The sequence below is a fragment of the Dyadobacter sediminis genome (assembly GCF_005860765.1).
Lineage (GTDB): Bacteria > Bacteroidota > Bacteroidia > Cytophagales > Spirosomataceae > Dyadobacter > Dyadobacter sediminis.
On sequence record NZ_VCEI01000028.1, the window covers coordinates 119,825 to 144,302 of the forward strand.

At 45.0% G+C, this 24,478-nt stretch carries 14 protein-coding genes; 7 read left to right on the plus strand and 7 right to left on the minus strand.

All coding sequences use genetic code 11. The features are described from left to right. Positions 1 to 14: 14 nt before the first annotated feature. Together FEM55_RS17545 and FEM55_RS17550 are read right to left on the minus strand one after the other, a co-directional pair. Entirely contained in the window at positions 15 to 3,242 is a 3,228-nt protein-coding gene (locus tag FEM55_RS17545) for a SusC/RagA family TonB-linked outer membrane protein (RefSeq protein ID WP_138282705.1), read from the minus strand. 755 nt (positions 3,243 to 3,997) lie between these two features. Beyond that, positions 3,998 to 5,089, minus strand: a complete 1,092-nt coding sequence (locus tag FEM55_RS17550; RefSeq protein WP_138282706.1) for a Gfo/Idh/MocA family protein — start codon at positions 5,087 to 5,089, stop codon at positions 3,998 to 4,000. Positions 5,090 to 5,466: 377 nt separating this feature from the next. Here FEM55_RS17550 and FEM55_RS17555 point away from each other — a divergent pair, with 377 nt between their 5' ends. The 7 genes from FEM55_RS17555 (at position 5,467) to FEM55_RS17585 (ending at position 15,502) form a co-directional block, all read left to right on the plus strand. After that, the gene (locus FEM55_RS17555; protein ID WP_138282707.1) at positions 5,467 to 6,405 is read left to right on the plus strand and encodes a dihydrodipicolinate synthase family protein; all 939 of its coding nucleotides are present in this window, start codon (positions 5,467 to 5,469) and stop codon (positions 6,403 to 6,405) included. Between the two features lie 557 nt (positions 6,406 to 6,962). Beyond that, positions 6,963 to 8,444 carry an aldehyde dehydrogenase (NADP(+)) gene (locus FEM55_RS17560; protein WP_138282708.1) on the plus strand — a complete coding sequence of 494 codons (1,482 nt, stop codon included), beginning with the start codon at positions 6,963 to 6,965 and terminating at the stop codon, positions 8,442 to 8,444. A 127-nt stretch (positions 8,445 to 8,571) separates the two neighbouring features. Continuing rightward, a complete protein-coding gene (locus tag FEM55_RS17565; RefSeq protein ID WP_138282709.1) occupies positions 8,572 to 9,573 on the plus strand; it encodes a 4-hydroxyproline epimerase in 1,002 nt (333 codons plus the stop codon). Between the two features lie 117 nt (positions 9,574 to 9,690). Next, entirely contained in the window at positions 9,691 to 10,953 is a 1,263-nt protein-coding gene (locus tag FEM55_RS17570; RefSeq protein WP_138282710.1) for an NAD(P)/FAD-dependent oxidoreductase, read from the plus strand. A gap of 177 nt (positions 10,954 to 11,130) precedes the next feature. Continuing rightward, positions 11,131 to 11,589 carry an IS200/IS605 family transposase gene (tnpA, locus tag FEM55_RS17575; RefSeq protein ID WP_138282711.1) on the plus strand — a complete coding sequence of 153 codons (459 nt, stop codon included), beginning with the start codon at positions 11,131 to 11,133 and terminating at the stop codon, positions 11,587 to 11,589. Between the two features lie 658 nt (positions 11,590 to 12,247). Continuing rightward, the gene (locus FEM55_RS17580) at positions 12,248 to 13,675 is read left to right on the plus strand and encodes an APC family permease (RefSeq protein WP_138282712.1); all 1,428 of its coding nucleotides are present in this window, start codon (positions 12,248 to 12,250) and stop codon (positions 13,673 to 13,675) included. A 12-nt stretch (positions 13,676 to 13,687) separates the two neighbouring features. Continuing rightward, positions 13,688 to 15,502, plus strand: coding sequence for a M61 family metallopeptidase (locus tag FEM55_RS17585; protein WP_138282713.1), 1,815 nt, complete (start codon positions 13,688 to 13,690; stop codon positions 15,500 to 15,502). A gap of 187 nt (positions 15,503 to 15,689) precedes the next feature. Here FEM55_RS17585 and FEM55_RS25225 read toward each other — a convergent pair whose 3' ends face one another. From FEM55_RS25225 to FEM55_RS17610, 5 genes are all read right to left on the minus strand, one after another. Further along, the gene (locus FEM55_RS25225) at positions 15,690 to 15,923 is read right to left on the minus strand and encodes an SRPBCC family protein (protein ID WP_229209317.1); all 234 of its coding nucleotides are present in this window, start codon (positions 15,921 to 15,923) and stop codon (positions 15,690 to 15,692) included. Positions 15,924 to 16,097: 174 nt separating this feature from the next. Beyond that, positions 16,098 to 17,483, minus strand: a complete 1,386-nt coding sequence (locus FEM55_RS17595) for an aminopeptidase P family protein (protein ID WP_138282714.1) — start codon at positions 17,481 to 17,483, stop codon at positions 16,098 to 16,100. Positions 17,484 to 17,527: 44 nt separating this feature from the next. After that, positions 17,528 to 19,096 (minus strand): glycoside hydrolase, encoded by a 1,569-nt coding sequence (locus FEM55_RS17600; RefSeq protein WP_138282715.1) that lies wholly within the window; start codon positions 19,094 to 19,096, stop codon positions 17,528 to 17,530. Between the two features lie 71 nt (positions 19,097 to 19,167). Beyond that, positions 19,168 to 20,331, minus strand: coding sequence for an NRAMP family divalent metal transporter (locus tag FEM55_RS17605; protein WP_138282716.1), 1,164 nt, complete (start codon positions 20,329 to 20,331; stop codon positions 19,168 to 19,170). Between the two features lie 195 nt (positions 20,332 to 20,526). Beyond that, entirely contained in the window at positions 20,527 to 24,288 is a 3,762-nt protein-coding gene (locus FEM55_RS17610; RefSeq protein ID WP_138282717.1) for a hydantoinase B/oxoprolinase family protein, read from the minus strand. Positions 24,289 to 24,478: the final 190 nt, after the last annotated feature.

Here is a 24,478-nt window from a genome sequence, read left to right on the forward strand (position 1 = left end):
AATGAATTGGCTTTTTAAAATGCGATCTGTAAACCTGCCATGTAAGTAGTCGGTTTCGGATAGCCGTGCCAGATCATACCCTGAGAGAAAACATTGCTGTTCTGATCTCCGTTTGTAGGTGTAACTTCCGGATCGCCATGCGGGTATTTGGTAACCAGGAAGAAGTTCTGGGCAGAAAGATAAACTCTCAGCTTGCTGAGCTTGATTTTGCTGATCACGTCGGATGGAATGTTGTAACCCAACAAAAGGTTTCTTCCGCGCAGGAACGATCCGTCAAAAATCCAGTGCGAATCTACGTTGGTTACATAACCTGCTCTAGTTTCACGAATCTGTGCAACCGGCGTGTTCTGGTTGGTTGGCGTCCATGCATTCAGAACGGAAGTGTAGCTGTTGGCAATCGAAACGCGGTCTTCACTTGGGTGAAGCGTCATGTCCATTACGTCGTTACCGTATGAATACTGTACATCAAAGGTAAGATCAAAGTTTTTGAAACGAACGGTGTTGGAGAATGTACCCCATGCTTTCGGACTGCCGTTTCCGATAATCGTACGGTCAGCATCTGTAATGGCTCCATCGCCGTTGATATCCTTGTATTTGATATCGCCTGGAAGCATGGTCAGGTTGTTACGGTAACTTGTGAATTTCGATGCCTGATCTTTTTCAGCTTCGCTCCATGTTCCTTCACGAATCAGTCCCCAGAACGATCCAACTGGCTCACCGATACGGATAATACCCGTCTGGTTTGTAAAGTTAGGACCACCTACTCCGAAAATGTCGGAAGGAGTTGCCAGTGAAAGCACTTTGTTTCTGTTCAATGAAATATTGAAACTTGTGTTCCAGGTGAAGTCACCTCTTTCAATGTTCGTTGTATTCAAAGTAAATTCAAACCCTTTGTTCTGCATGGAACCGATGTTCTTTCTGATTACAGCATAACCGCTTGAACGTGGTACCGGCGCATCCAGAAGCATGTCTGTGGTTTTTCTGTAATAAAAATCGGCTTCCACGGAAATTCTGCCTTTCAGGAAACTGATTTCAACACCTGCATCGGTTTGTGCTGTTTTTTCCCATTTCAAATCAGGGTTAGCCAATCTGTTGATACCTGTACCGCTTACTCTTGCATCGTTGTAAACCGTAGCATAAGTAGAGCTTAGCAGCGACAAAGAGGAGTACGGAGGAATTTCGGAGTTACCCGTCAAACCGTAGCTTGTACGAAGTTTCAGACTGGAAATGATCGAATTGCCTTTCAGGAATTCTTCGTCAGACACTTTCCATGCCAAAGCAGCAGAAGGGAAAAATGCGAATTTATGGTTTTCTCCGAATTTGGAAGACCCATCCGCACGTCCTGTAAACGTAACCAGATACTTGTCAAGCAAGGTATAGTTAATACGTCCAAAGTACGAGTTGAAGGCAAAGCTTTGTGCGCCTGAGTTTACACCCGGCAATGTGGCACCTGCACCCAGGTTTTCATAACCGAAATAATCCGTCGAGAAGTTACGAACGCTTGCACCTGTGGTTGCAACATTCGTTTTCTGCCATGAAATACCCGCAAGTGCATTAAATGCATGGATGCCGACCGTTTTGTTGTAAGTCAGGTAATTTTCCCATGACCAGAAAGTTTCTTTCCGTGCGTCTTTGCTGGCTGTACCGAATTCGGATATGGCCAAAGTGCGTGTCTGTGATTGGTTCACTTCCTGATTCACAACGTTTATACCCAAAACAGAACGCAGTTCCAGACCTTTTGCCAGCGTAAGATTGCCGTACAAGCTACCCAATGTAGTAGCCGTGTTCACAATGTATTTACGTCCGGATAACCTGTGTATCGAGCTGAATGAGCCTTCTGCCTGCGGATAATCCCTGTTGTTGGCAAAAGTTCCGTTCGGGTATCTTACAGGAAGAAAAGGGAAATCTTCAACCATCTGGCGAGGTACGGCATCATTGATGTCCACAAGGTTTTCGCTCTGGTTGTTATAGCTCAGCGTTGCTCCGATTTTAAGCCATTTTTTAACCTGATCGTCAATGCTGAAACGGGTCGAGTAACGGTTCAGGTAAGATTCTTTCAGTAAACCCTGGTCATCGCGGTAGCCAAGAGACAATGCGTATGTCGTTTTTTCATTTCCGCCGCTGAAACCCAGCTGATGGTTTTGAGAAATTTTATTCTGGGTTGCTTCTTTGAACCAGTCTGTATCGTAGTTTGGCTTGTAGCTGCCGTCCGGCGCCAACGTAAACACATCCGGGTGCTGCACTGAGAAGTCTCTTCTGCGTGTTTGCGGGTTCAGGTTTGCATATTTTCCGGAAGCCCAGCCCGCAGGGTCAAACTTTTCAATGTTTGCGTAAGCAAGATCTTCAACATCCAGATATTGTTGTGCATTCAGCGTATGCGGTCTTTTCGGCCCGATGGTCGGTACGCTCACATCTACGTTGTAAGTAATAATCCCTTCGCCCGATCTTCCTTTTTTGGTCTGGATGAGGATTACACCGTTTGCACCTCTTGCACCGTAAATAGCCGTTGAAGATGCATCTTTCAGTACTTCCACCGATACAATGTCATTCGGGTTGATATAGTCGATCGCCGAGCTGTACTGGTTTTGTGTTCCCTGCGGAAGCATTACACCGTCCACAACATACAACGGGTTGTTGGAAGAGTTAATGGAGCTGAAACCGCGGATACGCACATTGCTCCTTCCGCCCGGGCGTCCGGAGTTAACGTTCACCTGAACCCCGGATACTTTACCCTGCAAAGCCTGGTTCAGAGAAGGAGCCGGACGTTCTTTCAGCTGTTCTTCTTTTACGGAGCCTACCGCGCCGGTCAGATCCGATTTTCTTGCGGTACCGTAACCGATCACGACCACTTCACTCAGCGCTTTGGAATCCGACTCAATGGCCACATCCAGTTCGCTGCGGTTTCCAACGGCGATTTCCTGGCTTATATAACCCACAAAGCTGAAAACAAGCGTAGCGCCATTGTCCGGAACTGAAATCGTATAGTTTCCGGTTCCGTCCGTAGTTGTTCCCGTGCTTGTACCTTTCACAACAACGTTTACGCCGGGAAGGCCTTCGCCGTTTGTCTTGTCTGTTACTTTTCCTTTTAATGTTTTATCTGCGTTGATGACAGCAGCAGGACCGGATTCAATCTTGTTATGGGCTACTGCCACAAGCGAGCATGAGAGTGCAGGCAGCAGACATAAAGAATTCCGGATATTCCTCATTCGGAACATCCATTTTTTAGTATCGGTATTTTTCATCTAAGGTCTGTGTTAGTTAAACGTTCTTCATTGAATAATGGAAATTGTAAGTGCTTTTTGCTTTAACAGATTTAAGTCAGTCAGGTTGTTTTTTCATCATAAGCCAGGTTTTAAGTTAGGGAAAATGAAAGAATGTTTATTATTGGAATTGTTTAACTTATTATTAATATGATAACAGTCAGATATTAATAAAATTGATCTCAAACTACTTCTGGCCGGGAAAGTCAGTTAACAATTAATCCAGAAAGCAGAATAATGAAAAAGCAACAATGCTGCCGTTTATGAAGGGGTTATTGAACATTAATTTTTCCGGCATTTCAGCCTTGATGACTGTTTTGGGTTTTATTATGCCAAATCTGGAATTAATTAAATTGCTTAAAAACATGTTGCAATATTATAATATTTAACAAGAATATTTAAATAGGTCTTAAAGAAAAACATAAATATTTATGCAAACGTTTGCAGGAATAGCAGGAGCAGATGCCAGTTATCACATATAATCAGGCAGTTACATCAGTTGCAGGTACCTTAAAAGTATTTGGTGCATAGAATCATATTATTTTATGGTAGTAAGCTGAAATGAACTTTTGACAATCAGGAAACTTTTGAAAACAGCTGTACGGGTACAAACCTTTGTACTGGTACAGCCAAAGTAAAAATTGCCAGCGGCTGTTTTACCCTGTAAAATGGAAAAGCTCACCGAAGCAGCCAAAATCCGACTGATCCGATGAGCTTTCCGGCTTCTGGAAAAATTGTTAAACGAGGTCTACAGTACGGCCTGTTTTAACGGATTCATCGCATGCGAAAGCGATCTGCAGACTGGTTACGGCATCCTGAAGATGATCCGTAAGATCCAGGTTTTCTGTGACTGCTTTCAGGAAATAACGCTGTTCACGGTTGCAAAGCTCCTGATGATCCGGCTCGTCTTCCAGATTGATCCAGGTATCCTGATGTACAAATTCGTCCTGCTCATTCAGTTCGGCATGATGCACGCGGATGGATTCAGTCTTCGTATGCGCTTCAACAGAAGACGATTTGCCGCTTCCGCCTGCATCTTTGGCCACGATAGAAGCGGAACCTTTCGGTCCGATCACATCCTTTACAAAGAATGCAGTTTCACTGATCATTGGTCCCCAGCCGGCTTCATACCAGCCTACGGACCCGTCTTCAAACCAGATCTGAAGCTGGCCGTAGTTGTAATTTCCTGCCGGAATATCTTCCGTCATACGTGCACCGATGGCATTTACACGTAACGGCTTCGAACGTGTCATCTGGCACATTACGTCAATATAATGAACGCCGCAGTCCACAATCGGGCTCAGGCTTTTCATCAGGTTACGGTGAACACCCCACATGTAACCGTGGCTCTGCTGATTCAGGTTCATGCGCATGACAAGCGGCTTTCCAAGGTTCTGTGCTTCTGCAACAAAGCGCTCCCAGGAAGGATGTACGCGCAGGATATATCCCACTACAACTTTTTTGCCGGCTGTTTTTGCAGCTTCCACTACTCTTTTAGCACCTTCAACAGTATCTGCAAGCGGCTTTTCTATAAAAACATGCGCGCCGTGCTCCAGTGCCATTACAGCAAAGTTTTCATGCGTATCAGGGTAAGTGGAGATACAAACCGCGTCTGGCCTGGTTTCTTTCAGTGCCGTTTCATAGTCGCTGAACAGGCTGTACCCGCCGCCAAGCTTTTCATTCAGAACTTCCTTGCTTTTACCGGTAGAGACGATCCCGCAAATTTCAAAACCGTCAATGAGCTGATAAGCAAAGGCATGGGATGCACCCATATTACCACAACCAACGACAAGAACGCGTAGTGGATTTCCATTTTGTGAAGATGACATAATAAAATAGGTAGTGTTAATGATTCTGGGTTTTCGGAAACAGTTGAATGCAGAACAAACAGAAGTTCTTTTTTGTGTCAAAAATAGGCATTTTAATCTGTTTTTGGTTTTAGTCCTTTTTCAGCATACCATTTTACAAGCCCGATTTCAATATCTTGCATTTTCCAGCAGCATATGAACTGAAAACCGCATGGTCCTTCATCAGCTCTGATTATTATATTGGGACTGTAAGTATTTACAGGCTACAGACATTGGCATGGAAGTTTGTCAAAAGGTTAAAATCTGTATATCATTGATTAAATCCAGCGAATATTCATAGCTTGTCAATCATGTACCTTTGACAAAAAAGATATACATTATCCTAAATATAATTCAGCATGAACAAAGAATCGTGGCAGGGCATTTTTCCCGCGTTGGTTACGCCGTTTAAATCAGATGATACCATAGATTTTGAAATGTTCCGTAAAAATCTGGAGGCCCAGATTGAAGCGGGAGTTACCGGCGCTATCGTTTCAGGTTCACTGGGCGAGGCAAGTACGCTTACAAGAGCTGAAAAGATGGAGCTGATCAAGTTTGCCAAACAGTTTGTACCAGCCGGTTTTCCTGTTGTCCTGTGCATCGCAGAACAGTCTACGGCGGAGGCGGTCAGTATTGCAAAAGAAGCAGAATCCATCGGAGCGGACGGTTTGATGGTTTTGCCGCCTATGCGTTACAAAGCGGATGATCTTGAAACGGTTACCTACTTCAAAACCATCGCGCAAAGTACCGCATTGCCGCTGATGATTTATAATAACCCGGTTGATTACAAGATTGAAGTCACGCTGGATATGTTTGAAGAACTGGCCAAAATCCCGAATGTCCATGCTATCAAGGAATCCACCCGTGATGTAAGTAACGTAACAAGGTTGTTTAATCGCTTTGGGGATCGTTTCCGGATATTCTGCGGCGTTGATACATTGATCATGGAAGAAGTAATGCTTGGGGCAGACGGCGTTGTGGGCGGATTGGTAGATGCATTTCCAAAAGAAACGGTGGCTATTTTCAATTTTGTAAAAGCGGGCATGTATAAAGAGGCATTGAACGTTTACCGCTGGTATCTGCCGCTACTGGAACTGGATATTCATCCCAAGCTTGTACAGAATATCAAGCTGGCAGCAGCGGTGGCGGGAATTGGTTCGGAATATGTGCGTGCACCCCGACTGGTTCTGGAAGGTGCAGAAAGGGAAAAAGTTCTTGCCATTATCAACAAGGCTATTGAAATGCAGCCCGTGCTGCCGGATTATTTAAATTTAGCAGTAGATACGTCGGTTGCATAGCAAGGAGGCTCCTCCGGAGACGCTTGTGCGAACAAGCAGCATGCAACCACGGAGTGGTTCCCTGTTTGTAGCAAAGAATGGTGGTTAAATTTAAAATATGCATATTGTTTGCAAAAACAGAAGGCTCCTTCGGAAACGCTTGTGTGAACAAGCAGCATGCAGCCACGGAGTGGTTCCCTGTTTGTAGCGAAGAATGTGGTTAAATTTAAAATATACACATTGTTTGCAAAAACAGAAGGCTCCTCCGGAGACGCTTGTGCGAACAAGCAGCATGCAACCACGGAGTGGTTCCCTGTTTGTAGCGAAGAATGTGGTTAAATTTAAAATATGCATATTGTTTGCAAAAACAGAAGGCTCCTCCGAAGACGCTTGTACGAACAAGCAGCATGCAACCACGGAGTGGTTCCCTGTTTGTAGCAAAGAATGGTGGTTAAATTTAAAATATGCATATTGTTTGCAAAAACAGAAGGCTCCTCCGAAGACGCTTGTACGAACAAGCAGCATGCAACCACGGAGTGGTTCCCTGTTTGTAGCAAAAATTGTCAACATTACTGGATATGAATATTACAAAAGAAGAGTTGGAAGCTGTATTGCAGAAGTCGCTTGAAGCTTTTATCACCATCAGAAAATATACGGTTCAGAAGCGGGTTGCCCTGATGAGAGCAATTGCTGATGAAATAGAAACGCTTGGCTCCGATTTGGTTGAAACGGCCCAGAAGGAATCCAACTTGCCCGAAGGACGTCTTACCGGAGAAAAAGCCAGGACTGTATCTCAATGGCGCAGCTATGCAGAAGCGCTGGAAAAAGGCTATTCATTTGATGCAAGCATTGATACTGCCATTCCAGGCCGGGTACCGCCAAAACCGGATATCCGGAAAACCAATGTTCCGCTCGGGCCTGTGGCTGTTTTTGGAGCAAGCAATTTTCCTTTTGCCTTTTCAACTGCAGGCGGAGATACTGCCAGTGCGATTGCAGCAGGCTGTACGGTGGTTGTAAAAGCGCATCCCGGGCATCCTGAAACATCACAGATCATGGCGGATGCAATTACACGTGCCGTTCAGAAAAGCGGTTTTCCGGAAGGAACATTTTCGCATGTATATTTCGCAACCCACGAAGAAGCACAGTTTCTGGTAAGTCATCCGATTGTTAAAGCTGTCGGTTTTACAGGATCTTTCCGCGGGGGTATGGCTTTGGCCGAAATTGCTTCCAAACGGGAAGTACCCATTCCTGTTTTTGCCGAAATGGGAAGTGTAAATCCGGTTTTTATACTGGAAGAAAAACTGAATACCTCTGCGCCGGAACTGGCCAGGCAATATGCAGCTTCCCTTACATTGGGAGTAGGGCAGTTTTGTACCAATCCCGGATTGGTTATAGCAGTTGACAGCGAACCGCTCGGGCAGTTTACAGATGCTTTGCAGGAAGAAATCGTGAAAGTAGCTCCATCCAATATGCTGAACGAAATGATTGCAGACAGCTATGTTTCTGCAAGTCAGAAAGTGATGTCGCAATCGGGTGTGGACGTGCTTGCTGTTGCTGCCACAGAGGCAGAAGAAGGGCAGGGTTCAGCTATGGTTGCTATTGCTGCCGGCGAGAATTTCCTTAAAAATGATACATTGCAGCAAGAAGTTTTTGGTCCTTTTGCATTGATAATAAAATGCCAGGATGCAGATGAAATGATTTCTGTAGCCGGAAAAATACATGGACAACTAACAGCCACGCTTTTGGCGACTAATGAAGACCTTGCCAAAAATGAGGAATTGCTGGAAGTAGTACGTGACAAATGCGGAAGAATTCTTTTGAACAATTTTCCTACCGGTGTGGAAGTATGCAAGTCCATGCATCATGGCGGGCCTTTTCCTTCATCGAGCAATGTGCAGTTTACGTCCGTAGGTCCGGATTCGATCAAGCGGTTTGTACGTCCGCTAAGTTTTCAAAACTGGCCGGATGAACTTTTGCCGGAAGAACTGCAAAATGCCAATCCGCTTGGAATTTATAGAACTGTTGATAACGAAATTACCAAAAAGACTATCGACAACTAGCTGTTCATTGTATGAAAAATGTAAAAAAACGAAAAGCTCGGCAATCACGCAATTTCATCCTTCGCAAAGCCATTTAAAAGCCAGCTGCAAACAGCTAGTAGCCAGAAAGCTAACAGCTTAAACTCATATGCGTAAAACTTTTTTTTGTATTGATGCCCATACCTGCGGCAATCCGGTGCGTGTCGTTGCCGGCGGCGGTCCGCTTCTGCAGGGTAACAGCATGATGGAGCGCAGGCTTCATTTTCTGAAAGAATACGACTGGATCCGAAAAGGCCTGATGTTTGAGCCGCGCGGACATGATATGATGAGCGGAAGCATTTTATACCCGCCCGTTGATCCTGCCAATGACATAGGCGTACTTTACATTGAAACAAGCGGCTGTCTGCCCATGTGCGGACACGGAACAATCGGAACTGTGACCATTGCCATTGAAGAAGGACTTGTCATTCCTAAAATTCCCGGAAAATTACGATTGGAAACACCGGCCGGACTTGTATTGGTGGAGTATGTTCAGGAAGGCAAAAAAGTGAAGTCTGTTAAGCTGATTAATATAAAATCTTTTCTTGCCGCGGAAAACCTTCAGGTGGAATGTCCCGATCTTGGAATGCTGACGGTAGATGTTGCTTACGGCGGTAACTTTTACGCCATTGTTGATCCTCAGGAAAATTTCAAAGGCATTGAGAACTATTCAGCAGACCAGCTGATCAGCTGGAGCCGGGTCTGCCGCAAAAGAATGAACGAGCAGTACAAATTTGTGCATCCTGAAAACGAACATATCAATGGTCTGAGTCATTTGTTATGGGCAGGAGCGCCGCTTGATCCGACATCAACAGCGCGAAATGCTGTTTTCTATGGTGACAAAGCCATCGACCGTTCACCATGCGGAACCGGTACTTCGGCAAGGATGGCGCAATGGCATGCCAAAGGAAAACTAAACAAAGGTGACCAATTCATTCACGAAAGTATCATTGGTTCCAAGTTCATCGGTACTGTTGAAGATGAAGTTAATATCGGCGATAAACCGGCTATTATCCCCGGCATTGAAGGCTGGGCCGTAGTTACAGGTTACAATACCATTTTTATAGATGACGAAGAAGATCCGTATGCATACGGATTTCAGGTTTTGTGATGAGCTACTGGCCATCAGTTGCTAGCGATTAGCAGTTGGTTTTTTGTCAATCAATAATTAAAAATCCAACAGCTAACAGCAAAAGCCAATTCCCACAACCCACATTTTAAAAATTCAATGAACACTGCACATAAAGGGAATGCCATAATAATCGGTGGCGGAATAATGGGGTTGACCTCAGCTTACTATTTATTGAAAAGCGGCTGGAAAGTAACGTTGATTGATAAAGGAGACCTGGCGGATAATTGCTCACAAGGCAATGCCGGAATGATCGTGCCCAGCCATTTTATTCCGCTTGCCGCGCCGGGCATGATTTCAAAGGGTATCAAATGGATGTTTAACAGCCGGAGTCCGTTCTATGTAAAACCCTCACTTGATCTGTCTTTGATTTCGTGGGGTTTGAAGTTTATGAAAAGTGCGACACCGGCAAATGTGGAACGTGCCGCGCCGTTTTTGAGAGATTACCATTTGCTCAGCAAGCAGCTTTATGAAGATCTTGCCAAAGAAGAAGGTTTCGGTTTTGGTATGGAAAATAAAGGCATTTTAATGCTTTATAAAACTGAAAAAGCCGGCGAAGAAGAAATCCATGTAGCCAGAGACGGACAAAAGCTTGGACTGGAAATTGACATGCTCAGCAAGGAACAGGTACAGGCCATTGAGCCCGGAATAAAGCTGGATATAATGGGAGCCGTTCATTACCAATGCGATGCACATCTGTATCCGTCAGCATTGTTTTCACAACTTTTCAATTACATTAGATCAAACGGAGCGGAAGTTGTCACCAATGCGGAGGTGCAAAATTATGAAATCCGGAATGGTGAAATCAAAAAGGTAAATACCTCAAAGGGATCCTATGAAGGAGATATTGTCATAATGACCGGAGGCACCTGGCTGCCTCAGCTTTCCAGACTGGCTGGTTTGTCGATTCCGGTTATGCCTGGAAAAGGATATTCCTTTATGGAGCCAAATGCCGAGCATCCGATCAAAACTCCGGCATTGCTGATTGAAGCACGTGTGGCTGTTACGCCTATGAACGGACAGGTTCGCTTCGGTGGAACCATGGAACTCGCGGCTGTAAACGACCAGATCAACATGAATCGTGTAGAAGGAATCGTTAATTCCATTCCGAAATATTATCCCGAACTGAATGTAAAAGTGCCTTCAAAGGAAAATATATGGTATGGTTTTCGCCCTTGTTCTCCGGATGGATTGCCGTATGTAGGGTATAGCAGCAAGCTGAAAAACCTGATTGTGGCTGGCGGTCACGGTATGATGGGAATCAGTCTTGGTCCGGCAACCGGAAAAATAGTCTCTGAATTGGCTGATAAAAATCCATTATCGCTGAATATAGAATTGTACAACCCGGAACGCTATAATTAAAATGCCCCGCAGGGACAAAATATGGTTAGCCAGAATATGGTGATTGATATACGGATATTTCCGTGCCGTTAGGTACGGCATATGCTGTCGGTTTGAATGTTAAAATCATATCCGGATTTTGGCTTGTCAGATGCTTTTGCAACATTGCATTTGAATGATCAATTTACACACATTAAAATGGCCAACACATACACACAGATTCATTTACAAATCGTTTTTGCTGTAAAACATCGTCAGTGCCTTATTCACCCGTCGTGGAAAGATGAGCTTTTTAAATATATGACGGGCATTATTCAAAACCATGATCATAAGGTAATCCAGATCAATGGAATGCCGGATCATGTTCATATTCTGATCGGAATGAGGCCGACGCAGGCATTGTCGGATTTAATGAAAAAGGTAAAAGGAGAATCATCCGAGTGGATTAACAAAAATAAATTCATCAGTACAAAATTCAGCTGGCAGGAAGGATTTGGAGCATTTTCCTATTCGAAATCTCAATTGCCGGTAATTATCAACTACATCATAAATCAGGAAGCGCATCATAGCAGGCAATCCTTTCGGAAGGAGTATTTGCATATGCTGGACAAAAATGAGGTGCAATACGATGAGCGTTATGTTTTTCATGATGTCTGAACAAATATCCAAACAAACATAACGTACCTGACGGCACGCGGCATCCGACGAACACGATCATGTTCTACCGGGGTTTGATCCCTGACGGGATTGGAAGGGTGTTTTTTTGTAGGGCAATAAACCGACGTATGTGATAAAACCATTGTCTTGTAAGGGATTGTAGATGTGTTTTTTGTAGAGCAATAACCGATGCATGTGATAAAACAATTGTCCCGTCAGATACAAAACATTTTTATACAGAAGACCCTGTTTCACGTGATAAAACCATTGTCCCGTCAGGGACAAAACACCGGTAGATTACGGATATATACGTGTTCAATCCGTGCCGTCAGGTACGGTATATGAATGATTGGATTATTTGATCATGTAAACAAACATGACGTACCTGACGGCACGCGGCATCCGACGAACACGACCATGTTTTACCGGGGTTTGATCCCTGACGGGATTATAGAATGTTTTTTTTCAGGAATAATAAACATAATATGGTTTAAAATCGGGTCTCTGGCTGGATTGTGAAATTTAGTCGTCAGGAGCCATATATTTGAAAAATGCCTTTTGAAATATCCATGCACATACCTGCGGTCGGATTTCATTGTTTCGAATAAATATGTAGATTACAAACCAGAAACCTGAACTCCTATTAATTTAAACCCTTATGCCAGAAGAAAGCACGTCTTTTAAACCCTCCTTAGGTCTCGTAGATGCAACCATGCTCGTTGCCGGCAGTATGATCGGATCGGGCATTTTTATTGTAAGTGCCGATATAACCAGAAATACAGGAAGCGTTGGCTGGCTCATGTTCGTCTGGCTGATAACCGGTTTTATGACCCTCACGGCTGCGCTTAGTTATGGTGAATTGAGCGCCATGTTTCCCAAAGCCGGCGGCCAGTACATTTATTTGAAGGAAGCCTATAACCCGCTGATCAGTTTTTTATACGGATGGAGCTTTTTTACCGTAATCCAGACAGCCACCATTGCCGCCGTGGCTGTGGCATTTGCCAAATTCACTGCCTATCTGCTGCCGCAGTTCAGTGAAGATATTGTTGCACTGGACCTGGGCGTGCTGAAAATTTCACCGGCTCAGTTACTGTCCATTGTCGTCATTGTGCTGCTGACGTTTATCAATACACGTGGGGTAAACAGCGGAAAGATTATCCAGACTACCTTTACACTTACAAAATTGTTAAGCCTGCTCGGGCTGATCGTGTTCGGACTGATTTTCATGAGGTCTGAAATATGGAGCGTAAACTGGAATGCTGCGGCAATGTGGGATCTGCATAAGCTCAATATCGACGGAAGCATTGAATCTTATACTACCATTGCGGCTTTTGGTGCCATTGCTGCTTCCATGGTCGGTTCTATTTTCAGCAGTGATTCCTGGAACAATGTTACTTTCATTGCCGGGGAAATCAAGAATCCGCAGCGCAATATCGGTTTAAGCCTTGCATTGGGAACCATTATTGTCACAGTTATTTACCTGTTAACCAACGTGATGTATACGGGCGTTTTGTCCTTGCAGGAAATTGCTGCTTCGGATAAGGACCGTGTTGCGGTAACGGCGTCACATGTGATCTTTGGCAGCGCCGGAACCATTATTATTGCCGTTATGATCATGATTTCCACCTTTGGCTGTAATAACGGACTCATTATGTCCGGAGCAAGGGTTTATTATTCAATGGCAAAAGATGGGTTGTTTTTCGAAAAAGTAGGCGAATTAAATAAAAATGCGGTTCCGGAATTTGGTTTATGGATTCAGTGTGTGATCGCATCTTTATGGGCACTCAGTGGTAAATACGGCAATTTGCTGGATATGATTTCTTTTGTTGTGGTTGTATTTTACATGCTGACCATTGCAGGGATATTTATCCTGAGGAAAAAAAGACCGGATGCGGAAAGGCCATACAAAGCATTCGGATACCCGTTTCTGCCTGTTATTTACATCATCATGGGTATTGCATTCTGCGTTTTGCTCATTATTTACAAACCGGAATACACATGGCCCGGACTCATCATTGTATTGCTTGGCATACCGGTTTATTATTTTATCGGTAAACGACAATCGCCGCCTGATGTTTTAAACTGATATTCTGCTTCTATGAAACACATACTGCGGCATTGCTTTGTTTGTCTGCTGTTTTACTATGCACTTTTTCCGGCTTATGCAAAAGCAGTTAAGCCGCTGAAATATGTGGTTTCGATGGACAATCCTGCAACGCATACATTTCATGTTACGCTTCGCTGCAATCCGGAAACTGAAGACAGTATTTTACTGAAAATGCCCGACTGGACACCAGGTTATTATCAGCTAATGGATTATGCCTCAGCCATCCAGAATTTTTCTGCCAAAGATGCCGAAGGAAATGATTTAAGCTGGAAACGTTCCGGAAAAACGGGCTGGTCTGTTCCGACCCGCAAGGTAAAAGAGCTGCATGTCGAGTATGATGTGAAAACCAGCCGCAAGTTTGTGGCGACGAGTTATCTTGATGAAGAACATGGCTATATTACTCCGGCGGGTGTTTTTATGTATGTTTCAGGGAAAATCAATACGCCTGCTGAAATTGAAATCAGGCCGTTTAAAACGTGGAACCGGATAGCAACCGGCCTTGATTCGGTAAGCAATAAAATATTTACTTATACAGCACCGGACTTTGACATTTTGTACGATAGTCCGATGCTCATCGGAAATCTTCAGGAACTGCCTCCATTTTATGTAAAAGGCATTCCGCACCGGTTTATCGGCTACAAAATGGGAGATTTTGACAGTAAGAAATTGATGTCGGACATCCAGAAAATCGTTGAAAATGCCTCTGCGCTCATCGGCGACATTCCATACAAGCATTACACTTTCATTGCAATCGGCCCCGGTCAGGGCGGAATCGAACATCTTAATTCCACAACAATCAGTTTTAGCGGCGACTTGCTGGACAAAAGAGGCTGGGCAGGCATGCTCGGATTTATAACGCATGAATATTTCCATCATTATAATGTAAAGAGGATCAGACCCGTTGAACTCGGTCCTTTTGATTATGACCGTGGCAGCAAAACGAATTCACTGTGGGTTTCGGAGGGATTGACGGTTTATTATGAGCCAATTATCATGCGTGAAAGCGGATTGATCACAAAGGAAGGAATGCTGGAATTTTTTCGTACACATATTATAAATGTCGAAAACCAACCCAGCCGCCTTTTTCAGACACTCGCTCAGGCAAGCGCAGAAACATGGTCGGACGGCCCGTTTGGAAGAACCGGAGATGAAGTGAATAAAACGATTTCCTATTACCAGAAAGGACCGGTGATTGGATTGCTTTTTGATTTTGCGATCCGGCATGAAACCCAGAACAGGAAATCGCTGGATGACGTCATGCGGCAGTTGTACAATGATTATTATAAAAATAAAAACAGGGGTTTTACTGAAAGTGAATTGAAGAAAACCATTGAAGAAACAGCTGGAAAGCCGCTGGATGAACTGTTCAGCTACATTTACACGACTGCAGGGCCGGATTATAAAAAATATTTCAGCTATGCCGGCCTGGAAATAGATACGACTTCGCATGCATTGCCGGGCGGATATTTCGGAGCTGATATCGCAAGCAGACAGGATTCCTTATTTATAGCAGCTGTTGAATGGAAATCTCCGGCGTGGAATGTAGGTTTGCGTGCCGGAACGGCCATACTGAAAAGCGACGGGTTTCCGGCTGGGAAATTGAAAAATGTAATGCAGGATTCAAAAAGTGGAGACAAGCTGTTTCTGACTGTTTTCAAAAACAAAACCACTGAATCCTTGGAGATTGTTTTAGGGACAAAAACAGAAAAACAATTTACGATCAGGCCCTTAAATAACCCGAATGCTTTGCAGAAAGCAATATTTGCAGGCTGGTACCGGGAGAAAATTGTTGCGAATTCAAATTGATATGCAGTTCCTTAATCAACTGCACAAGCCACTGATTAAGGAACCTTCTGTAATCCTGCAAATTACTGTAACAATTCATCCAGGTTTTCCAATGCAGCTGTAAAGCTTTCTTCAAAGCCCATTTCAATGTGTGCTTCGAGGTCTTCCAGTTTTTCGAACTGTATTTCTATGGAAACAAGCGTTGTTTCTATTGGTCAAGGATTTCACTTTCAGTAAAAGCAGACCAGACTTTTGCCACTGGAACTGCAAATTCCCTTTCAACTTTGATCTTGCTTTTTTCCTTGTCTACGAAAAAATTCATTAGAAGGCTACTTAAAAGAAGGGCTTCCAAATTCGATTCTGGCGACTGGCTTTCTTTTTCCAGTTCTTCTTTAAGCTTCTTCAGTTGCTGTTCAGGCAAAGTTTTTACGACCTTTATCAATTAATCAAATGATATGTCTACATGTACTTGCATAATCAAATTTAATAATTTTTCAGCAAAGCATTATTTGATCCACTAAATCAGAATCCTTTGTCAACTGTGCTGATGATTGTTTAAAAAGTAAGATATAAGACCTTAAAGCCAGGGTTCCTAATAACAAAATGAGTCATTTCTTCATCCACGCAGCGCCTCCACTTCTGAAGTTTCCTTCACCAGTTCCTTTCCAAGAGTCCGGTTCCCACTTTCCGTAATCAGCAAATTGTCTTCAATCCTTATGCCTGTAAAGTTCCTGAACTGTTCCAGTCTGTTGTAATCGATGAATTGGGAAAGTTTGTTTTCAGCTTTCCAGCGGTCAATCAGAGTTGGAATAAGGTAAAGGCCGGGTTCCACCGTAATGACAAATCCGGCCTCAAGTGCACGGCCAAGCCGCAGGGATTTCCAGCCGAATGTCGTTCCTTTTCTCAGGTCATCCGTGTAGCCAACGTATTGTTCGCCAAGGTTTTCCATGTCGTGTACGTCGAGTCCCATCATATGTCCGAGTCCGCATTGAAAGAAAAGCGTATGCACGTCATGAGACAAAGCTTCGGCCGGGTCACCTTTGATAATTCCGACTGATTGAAGTCCTTCCAGCAGTTTCAACGATGCCAATGCATGAACGTCTCTGAATAAAATACCCGGTTTGCAAGCTTCAATGGCCGATTTTTGTGCATACAATACAATTTCATACATTTCTTTTTGAACCGTTGTAAACTGTCTGCCCATCGGAATCGTGCGCGTAAGGTCACCGCAGTAATGCATGGCTGTTTCGGCACCGGCATCACAAAGTGCCATTTGCCCTTCCTGCATAGGCAAGTCGCGTGCATGCGTATGCAGAATTTCGCCGTTTACAGTCAAAATCACAGGATATGCAATGTCGCCGTTTCTGGCAATTGCCATACTTTGCAGCTTTGCAGCAACTTCCTTTTCGGTCATGCCCGGCCGGGTTGCCTGCATGAATTCAAGGTGCATATCCACCGAAGTATCCACTGCTTTTTCTATTTCAACAATTTCTTCAGAAGATTTATACGACCGCATGGAAACAACGGCCTTGATCAACTTAACAGAAACTTGTTCCGAAACCTGTGCAGGCGAGCAGGCGAGCCATTCCTGCAATTGCAGCGTATGTTCCGCACGGTAAGGCGGCAAATAATGTACTTGCTGCTTTCGGGACATTGCATCGCGCAGAAATCCTGACAATGCAGCCAGCGGCTTTACTTCCGAAACGCCAGCCTTTCCTGCTTTTTCTGCCAGTGCTTCTTTGGGCCCTGTCCAAACAATGTCATCAATCGTCAGCTCATCGCCAAAGATCATTTCACGATCATTATCAATGTCAATCAAGGCATGGAGTGAAGCGACATCCAGACCGAAATAATACAGGAAACTGCTGTCCTGCCGGAACGGATATACATTGTCGCGGTAATTCATGCCTGTTTCCAAGTTGCCCAGTAAAAGGACAAGGCCGCTGCCGACTTTCTGTTTAAGCGCATTACGGCGGGAAATATAAGTTTGTTTGGAAAACATATTTATTACAGTTTTTGCTTTAAATCGTTGAAGAACACGATATCTTACTTTCTTTCAAACACAATCGTCATCAGAGATCTCGCCGGTATTTTTACTCCGCTGCGCTCATACTTTACTTGTCTGTGCAGCATATTGACTTCTTTGTCTGCAGCAGTCAGATACGTTTCCATTGTATTTTTTACTTTGAAATTTGTCAGTTCCGGCTTCAATGTCTGTTCTTTTTCCGTGTAATTGACTGCCACAAGTACGACTTGCTTTTCATTGCTATATGCGGTTACCATTATGTTTCGGGCAATTTGAACCGGCGTCAGATTATCGTTTCTTTTGACTGTTAACCGATGCATGCCGGGACGTACGAAGCGGCTGTAATGGCCCATGGCCCACAAAGTTTTGGTTGCGGTAATGCTGCCGTCGGTATATTCTTTATTTGCCGGGTTCAGCGCGATAAGGAAATAGCGTATATCAAATTCGGCACTTCCGGGTTCCCAGCTGTTCCAGAGCTGCCAGGCTTTTGCATTGCCGTAAACGAGATCGTCATGAATTACTTTGGATAAAAACAATGCACAGTCCATAGCCGGGATTTTTCCGGTTTTACCTTCCTTGTACCCGTCTGCAAGCATGGAATATTCCGTTTGCCAGAAGTCTGCGCCGTATTTGCGCGTGGTGTCGGCTACGTTTTTGCGGATTGCGATCCGGCTGCTGTCGCCTTTGTCCGTAAAATAGCTGTGGCCGCCGATAATGGCCGGCATATGTTTAAGATTACTGAGCTGCAACGGACTTTTTGCCCCAAAAAAAAGTTGTGCCTGCTGCGCGGCTCCGCCGGTTTTGCCGTATAAATAATCCAGTTGCCCGGCTTCTGTAATCAATATTCTGGAAGTTGATCCGGTTAATGTTAGTGTGCTGTCGAGTGCGCGGGTTACTTTTGCTATGTCTTCATTTTGCCACGGGCTGCCTTCTTGCGTGCCTTTTCCAAAAGAATGCGACCAGTCCCACTGTGGCTCATTTACCGGACTGATGTAGTTGAAGTGCAATCCTTCTTTGTCAAAATGCACCAGAACATCGGCAAGAAAACGTGCGTAATCGCCGTATTTATCCGGTTTCAGATTTGTCTGATAATCTTTTTCGGTTTTATAACCCAATCCGTTTTTTGTAAACTGAACAGGCGGTGTATTGGAAAATGCAATCAGGTTTTCGACGCCGTATTCCTGTGCTTTTTTTGTAAACCAGATATAACCCGCCTGTTTCGACCAGTCGTACGTGCCGTCCGGTTTAAGAAAACATTCCACACGTTTGCGAAAATCAATGATGCCGCTACTGTCGCCTTGTTCGGCCGTGCCGCCGCCAATGTTAAACCGCCAAGCCGACAACCCGATTCCTTTCGGGTTGCCGTTTTTGTCCAGTTCCTTGCTGAAAAGCCATTCAGCCATTTGCTCTCGCTTGTCCGTCGGCCAGTTTTTACCGATCCCTTCCGAAAACCATGCGCCTGCTGCTCCGAAGTTGTCAATTTGCTGTGCGCGGTTATTTGGGTCAATGTGTATGGTCAATGCAGCGGATTGCTGTGCATTGGAGTAAAAAGGAAAAACAAAAAGGAGTACAAAGATCAAAAAGCGCATAATAATGCCCGGGTTCAGTTTAAAAAAAAAGCAATATCCTGATTTATTAACCGTATTTCCAACTGTTTTCCTTATTCAAAAATAGCCCTGATTGCCAGCCCCGACATAATCATGACCATAAGCCAGCCTGCGACCTGCAAGAAAACCGAATGTCTGTAAGTTCCCATCAGCCTCGACTTGCGGCTGATCAGCAGCAGGATCGCAAGTGCTATCGGAAGTACAAAGCCATTCAGTGTGCCGACAAAAACCAGCACTTTCACCGGCCTTCCGACTGCCAGAAAAATAATTGTGGAAACCAGAATGAAAACGATAGTCAATGCAGTATGGTACTTTTCCAGAAAAGGATGAAAGGAACGTAAAAACGAAATGGAAGTATAAGCCGCCCCGACTACGGAAGTAATGGCTGCGCACCAGATCATAAGTCCGAAAAGCTGCCTGCCCGATTGTCCCGCCGCATTTTCAAAAACAGACGCAGTCGGATTTTCAGAATTGATGTGGGCTCCGGCCAGAATAATACCCAGTGTGGCAAGGAATAGCAGATAGCGAATGACGGACGTCAGCAATATGCCCGTTGCAGCGCTCCGGTTTACTTGCGGCAATGCAGCCTCGCCTTTAATGCCCGAATCCAGTAACCTGTGCGCTCCTGCAAAAGAAATATACCCGCCCACTGTACCGCCGACGAGGGTTATAGTAGCGACGGCGTCAAATCTTTCGGGCAAAAATGTGTGCTTGACGGCCAGCAGCAGAGGCGGTTGTGATGTATAGGCGACATATACGATCAGAAGGATCATGACAAGTCCCAGTATTTTGGTGAAAATATCCATAACCTTGCCCGCATCCCTGAACAGAAAAATACCAACGGCAATCGCTGCGCTTGCAAATGCGCCAGTCTGCACCGGAACGCCTGTCATGGCTTCCATGCCAAGGCCGGCTCCGGCTACATTGCCGATGTTGAATGCAAGTCCGCCAGCAACGATGAGGAAAGCCAGCAAATAACCTAATCCGGGAAAAAGCGCATTGGCAAGATCCTGTGCCCTTTTTCCGGAGACGGTAACAATCTGCCAGATATTAAATTGTACACAAAGATCGATGATGACAGAAATCAGGATGATGAAGCCAAAGCTCGTCGCAAGCTGTTCTGTAAAAACAGTAGTCTGCGTAAGAAACCCCGGCCCGACTGCAGAAGTAGCCATCAGAAAAGCCGCACCCATCAGTGCATTGTACTTGTGACCCATATAGCGTGCCTACGGCACCAGTTTGTTGCATGTAAGTGAAAAGTCCCATCGGGACAAAACAGCAGTAAGTTTTGCCCAAATAATATGCTTAAGCACGTAAGTAAAAGTCCCATCGGGACAAAACCCCGGTAGAAATATGATATCCATGCAGATTGTTTTCGTGCCGTAGGTACGATATATAATCCATGCACGCCCTTATTCACCGTATCCGCCACCACCCGGCGTTTCGATCATCAGAATATCGCCCTTGTCAACAGAAAAATTACAGATGCCCGGCAGTTCCGTAACATTCGCCTTGGTGAAAAGCATATGCTTGCCACATTGTCCGTCATCTCCTCCATGCATGCCATAAGGTGCATATTTACGATGCTGCCCAAGTAACGTCACCTGCAAAGGCTTTAAAAACTGCACTTTCCGGATCATGCCGTCACCGCCGTTATATCTTCCATTCCCACCTGAATTTCGACGAATGCCAAATTCCAGCAAGCGAACGGGACATTTACGTTCCAGCTGTTCAGGATCGGTGATGCGCGTGTTGGTCATATGCTGGTGCACCGCCGATCTTCCGTGAAAACCGGGTCCGGCTCCCGAGCCACCGCCGATTGTTTCGTAATAACCGAACTGTTCATTGCCAAAAAGGAAATTGTTCATCGTTCCCTGGCTGCATGCTGCCAGGCCAAATGCCTTCAGAAGTGTGTCCACAAGCCGCTGACTTACTTCCGTGTTGCCGCCTACAACGGCAGGACATTGCAGCGGATCATCTGTAAAATCAGGGTGCAGAAAGCTGTTTTCCGACAATTTGATCTCCACATGCTTCATCAATCCGTCGTTAAGCGGAATCTCCTTGTCGACCAAAAGTCGTAAAACATACAAAACAGCACTGTACAAAATCGAAATATTGGCATTAAGATTATTCGGGTGAACACTCGATGTTCCGGTAAAATCAAAAAGCTGTTTTTCTTCTGAAATGGAAATGCTGACCTGTATTTTATGCCCGTCATCCAGAAATTCCGTTGCATGAAATGTTTGTCCGGAAAGTGGGACAAGCGCTTGTTTCAACTGGATTACGGCACTTTCCTTCAGACGCTGCATGTATTTTTTTACCTGCGCCAAGCCGTGCAAATCCACAAGTTTAAGCAATTGCGCACTGCCTTTCCGCAACGCTGACAATGCAGCCAGGATATCCGCTTCATTGGACAAGAACGAACGGGTAGGATAGGGACCTTCGTTAAAAAGCCTGCGGATCGTTTCCCATTGAAATGCATTGTTTTTTACCAGATACTGCGGCAAAATCACAATCCCTTCCTCAGCCAGACAAACGGCATCCGGCGGCATGGAACCCGGCGTTTTTCCTCCGATTTCAGCATGGTGCGCACGGTTGATCACATAGCCGATACATTCGTTTTCAGCCGTAAAGACACCCGATAATAACGTAATATCAGGTAAATGCGAGCCGCCATAACGGGGATGATTGGTGATAACGACGTCGCCGGGACCAATCTCGATCGCTTCTTTTACAAGTCTGCCGCATATGCCCATACTTCCCAGATGCACGGGAATATGTTGTGCATTAACGAGCAGTTCACCTTCGGCATCAAGAAGCGCACATGAAAAATCCAGCCGTTCTTTTACATTCACCGAAAACGCCGTACGTTGCAGCTGAACGCCCATTTCTTCTGCAATCGCTTTAAACCGGTTGGTAAATAGCTGTAAAGCAACTTCTTCGCTTTGTTCGTCGGAAAATGCTTTTTCATCTGAAATTCGGAACGCAATGGCATCTTTGTTTTCCTGCACAACAAGTTTCCAGCCGACTGGAATGTAGGAAGTGGAAGTATTACTGAGCAAAACAGCCGGTCCGGAAATTTGTTCACCAGTATTTAACTTGTCCCATTCGTACAAGTCAGCCGAATTGGCGGTTTGCGTTGCAAGCAAGGGCGGCACTTTCCTGATGGGCGTAGCGGGTTTGCCGGTTTCTATACGGTTCAGGACTTCGGGCGTTTCTGCCTTTTCGCGCAGCATCAGTTTCAGACTTTCCAGTTCAATGTTCAGATTTTCAGGGTAATAGCCAAACTGAGCAGTGTAAACTTTTTTAAAAGCATGCACTGTATTTTCGCCATCGTAAGCCACTTCTACGGTATTTTCCTGTCCGGCAAAACGCAGGTATACAGAACAGAAAGCAATGTCAAATGCATGAATGCCTTGAACTTTCAATTGACTTGCAGCGGATTCAATCAGCTCATTTTTCCAGGCTTCAATGCTGTTTCCCGCCTCCCGCCACGGAAGCAGGATTTGTCTGGAAACAATGTTGCTGACCAGCGCTTCACCCATGCCCACTGCACTGAAAAGTCCGGCATCGTATGGAATTACAACCGTTTCCATGTCAAGCAGCCCGGCCAGCTGACAGCTATGCAGGCCGCCGGCACCACCAAATGTGATCAATGCGAAGTCAGCAGGATCAATGCCTTTTTCAACGGAAATCCTGCGGATGGCATCGGCCATTTTCTCATTGGCGATGCGTTCGAAGCCGCTAATTAAAACGTTAGTTGTCAATGCATTTCCTGTTCTTTCAAGAATGGCGTTTTTCAGCTTTTCCAGTTCTGCAACGGCTGCTTCTGGCCGCACCGGAATACCGAATCTGGAGGCATCCAGCTTGCCGGATAACAGGTTGATATCCGTAACAGTGAGCGGGCCGCCGGCTCCGTAACATGCCGGCCCGGGCGAAGCGCCTGCACTTTCCGGGCCAACCTGAAGCGAGAAGCCATCAAACCAGCAAATGGAACCGCCTCCCGCCGCAACGGTCTCAATGGCCAGCGTGGGATTATGAAATTCAATACCGTCAATTTCAGTAACGTATTTCAACTCGGGCTGGCCGTCAATTAAAGCCGTATCCGTGCTCGTTCCGCCCATATCAAAGGTAATTGCTTTGTCAAAACCCAGCCTTTTTGCCGTATTTGCCGCAGCCACCATGCCGCCGGCCGGCCCGCTCAGCAGACTGTCTTTGGCATGAAAGCCAGCTACTTCCGACAGGCTGCCCGTACTGGTCATTACTTTCAGGCTGCCTGTTTGCAGTGCTTTTTTAATGTTGTTCAGGTATTGATCCAGAATCGGATCAAGGTAGGCATTGACAACGGCCGTTTGCGTTCTGCGGAGGTAATGGGAAAAAGGAAAAAGAGCAGAAGATGCCGAAACATACTTGCTGCCGTTTGCCGCCAATTGTGTAGCCAGCTCTTTTTCATGTGCGTCATTTTGGTAGGAATGCAGCAATGAAATCGCAACGGACTGAAAATTTTTGTTATTTTCCGGTAAATCACAATGGTCTGATCTGAAAGGAATAACCACATTCCCGGCTGCATCCAGTCGCTCGTCTGCTTCGATAACCGTATCATAAAGCAAGGACGGTTCGGGAATGTTCAGCTGAAAAAGCGAAGGACGCTGCTGATTGCCAATGTAAAGCAAATCCTTAAATCCTTTTGTAACGATCAGTAAAGTTTTTGCACCTTTTCGTTCAAGTAGTGCGTTGGTGCCTTTTGTGGTACCGAGCCGCATTTCCATATCCGGCAAGGCCGCATTCAAAGGTGTTTTTGTAAGCAGCCTCGCCGCCAGAACCGGCGCTTCTTCTCCGGTACTTATTTCAAAATCGGCGTTTTCAGGGATGAAAAGGTCGTCGTCAAGCGTCAGGATTTTACGGGAATGATCAAATACTTTTACTTTACTACTTATGTCAATTGCATTGATTTTAAAGAAATATCCGGCCAAAAGGTCATTGTCAAAATTCCAGCTCGCCTCAAATTCATATTTTCCGGGCGCTGTTTTCCTGATAATCCGGCCTCTCAGACAACTTGAACTCAGAACTTTAATCCGTGTCTTGTTTCCAGTCGGATCAACCGCAATACAGTCGGTAAAAGTCCCGCCCGTATCGATCCATATTTTCCAGGCGGGATGATTGTTTGGTTTCAAAATACAATTGTGGGTTAAACAGCAAAGCCAGTGTTAACGGCTACTAAAATTGATGAGGTAATATAAAAAGGAAAAGCGCTCAATTAAAATATCTGCGTAAGTTTGAGCAAAACACACATGATGAAAGAGAATCTGGATATTGAAAAAACATGCAGTCACTGGATTGTAACATCCGACAATGACTTTGAGA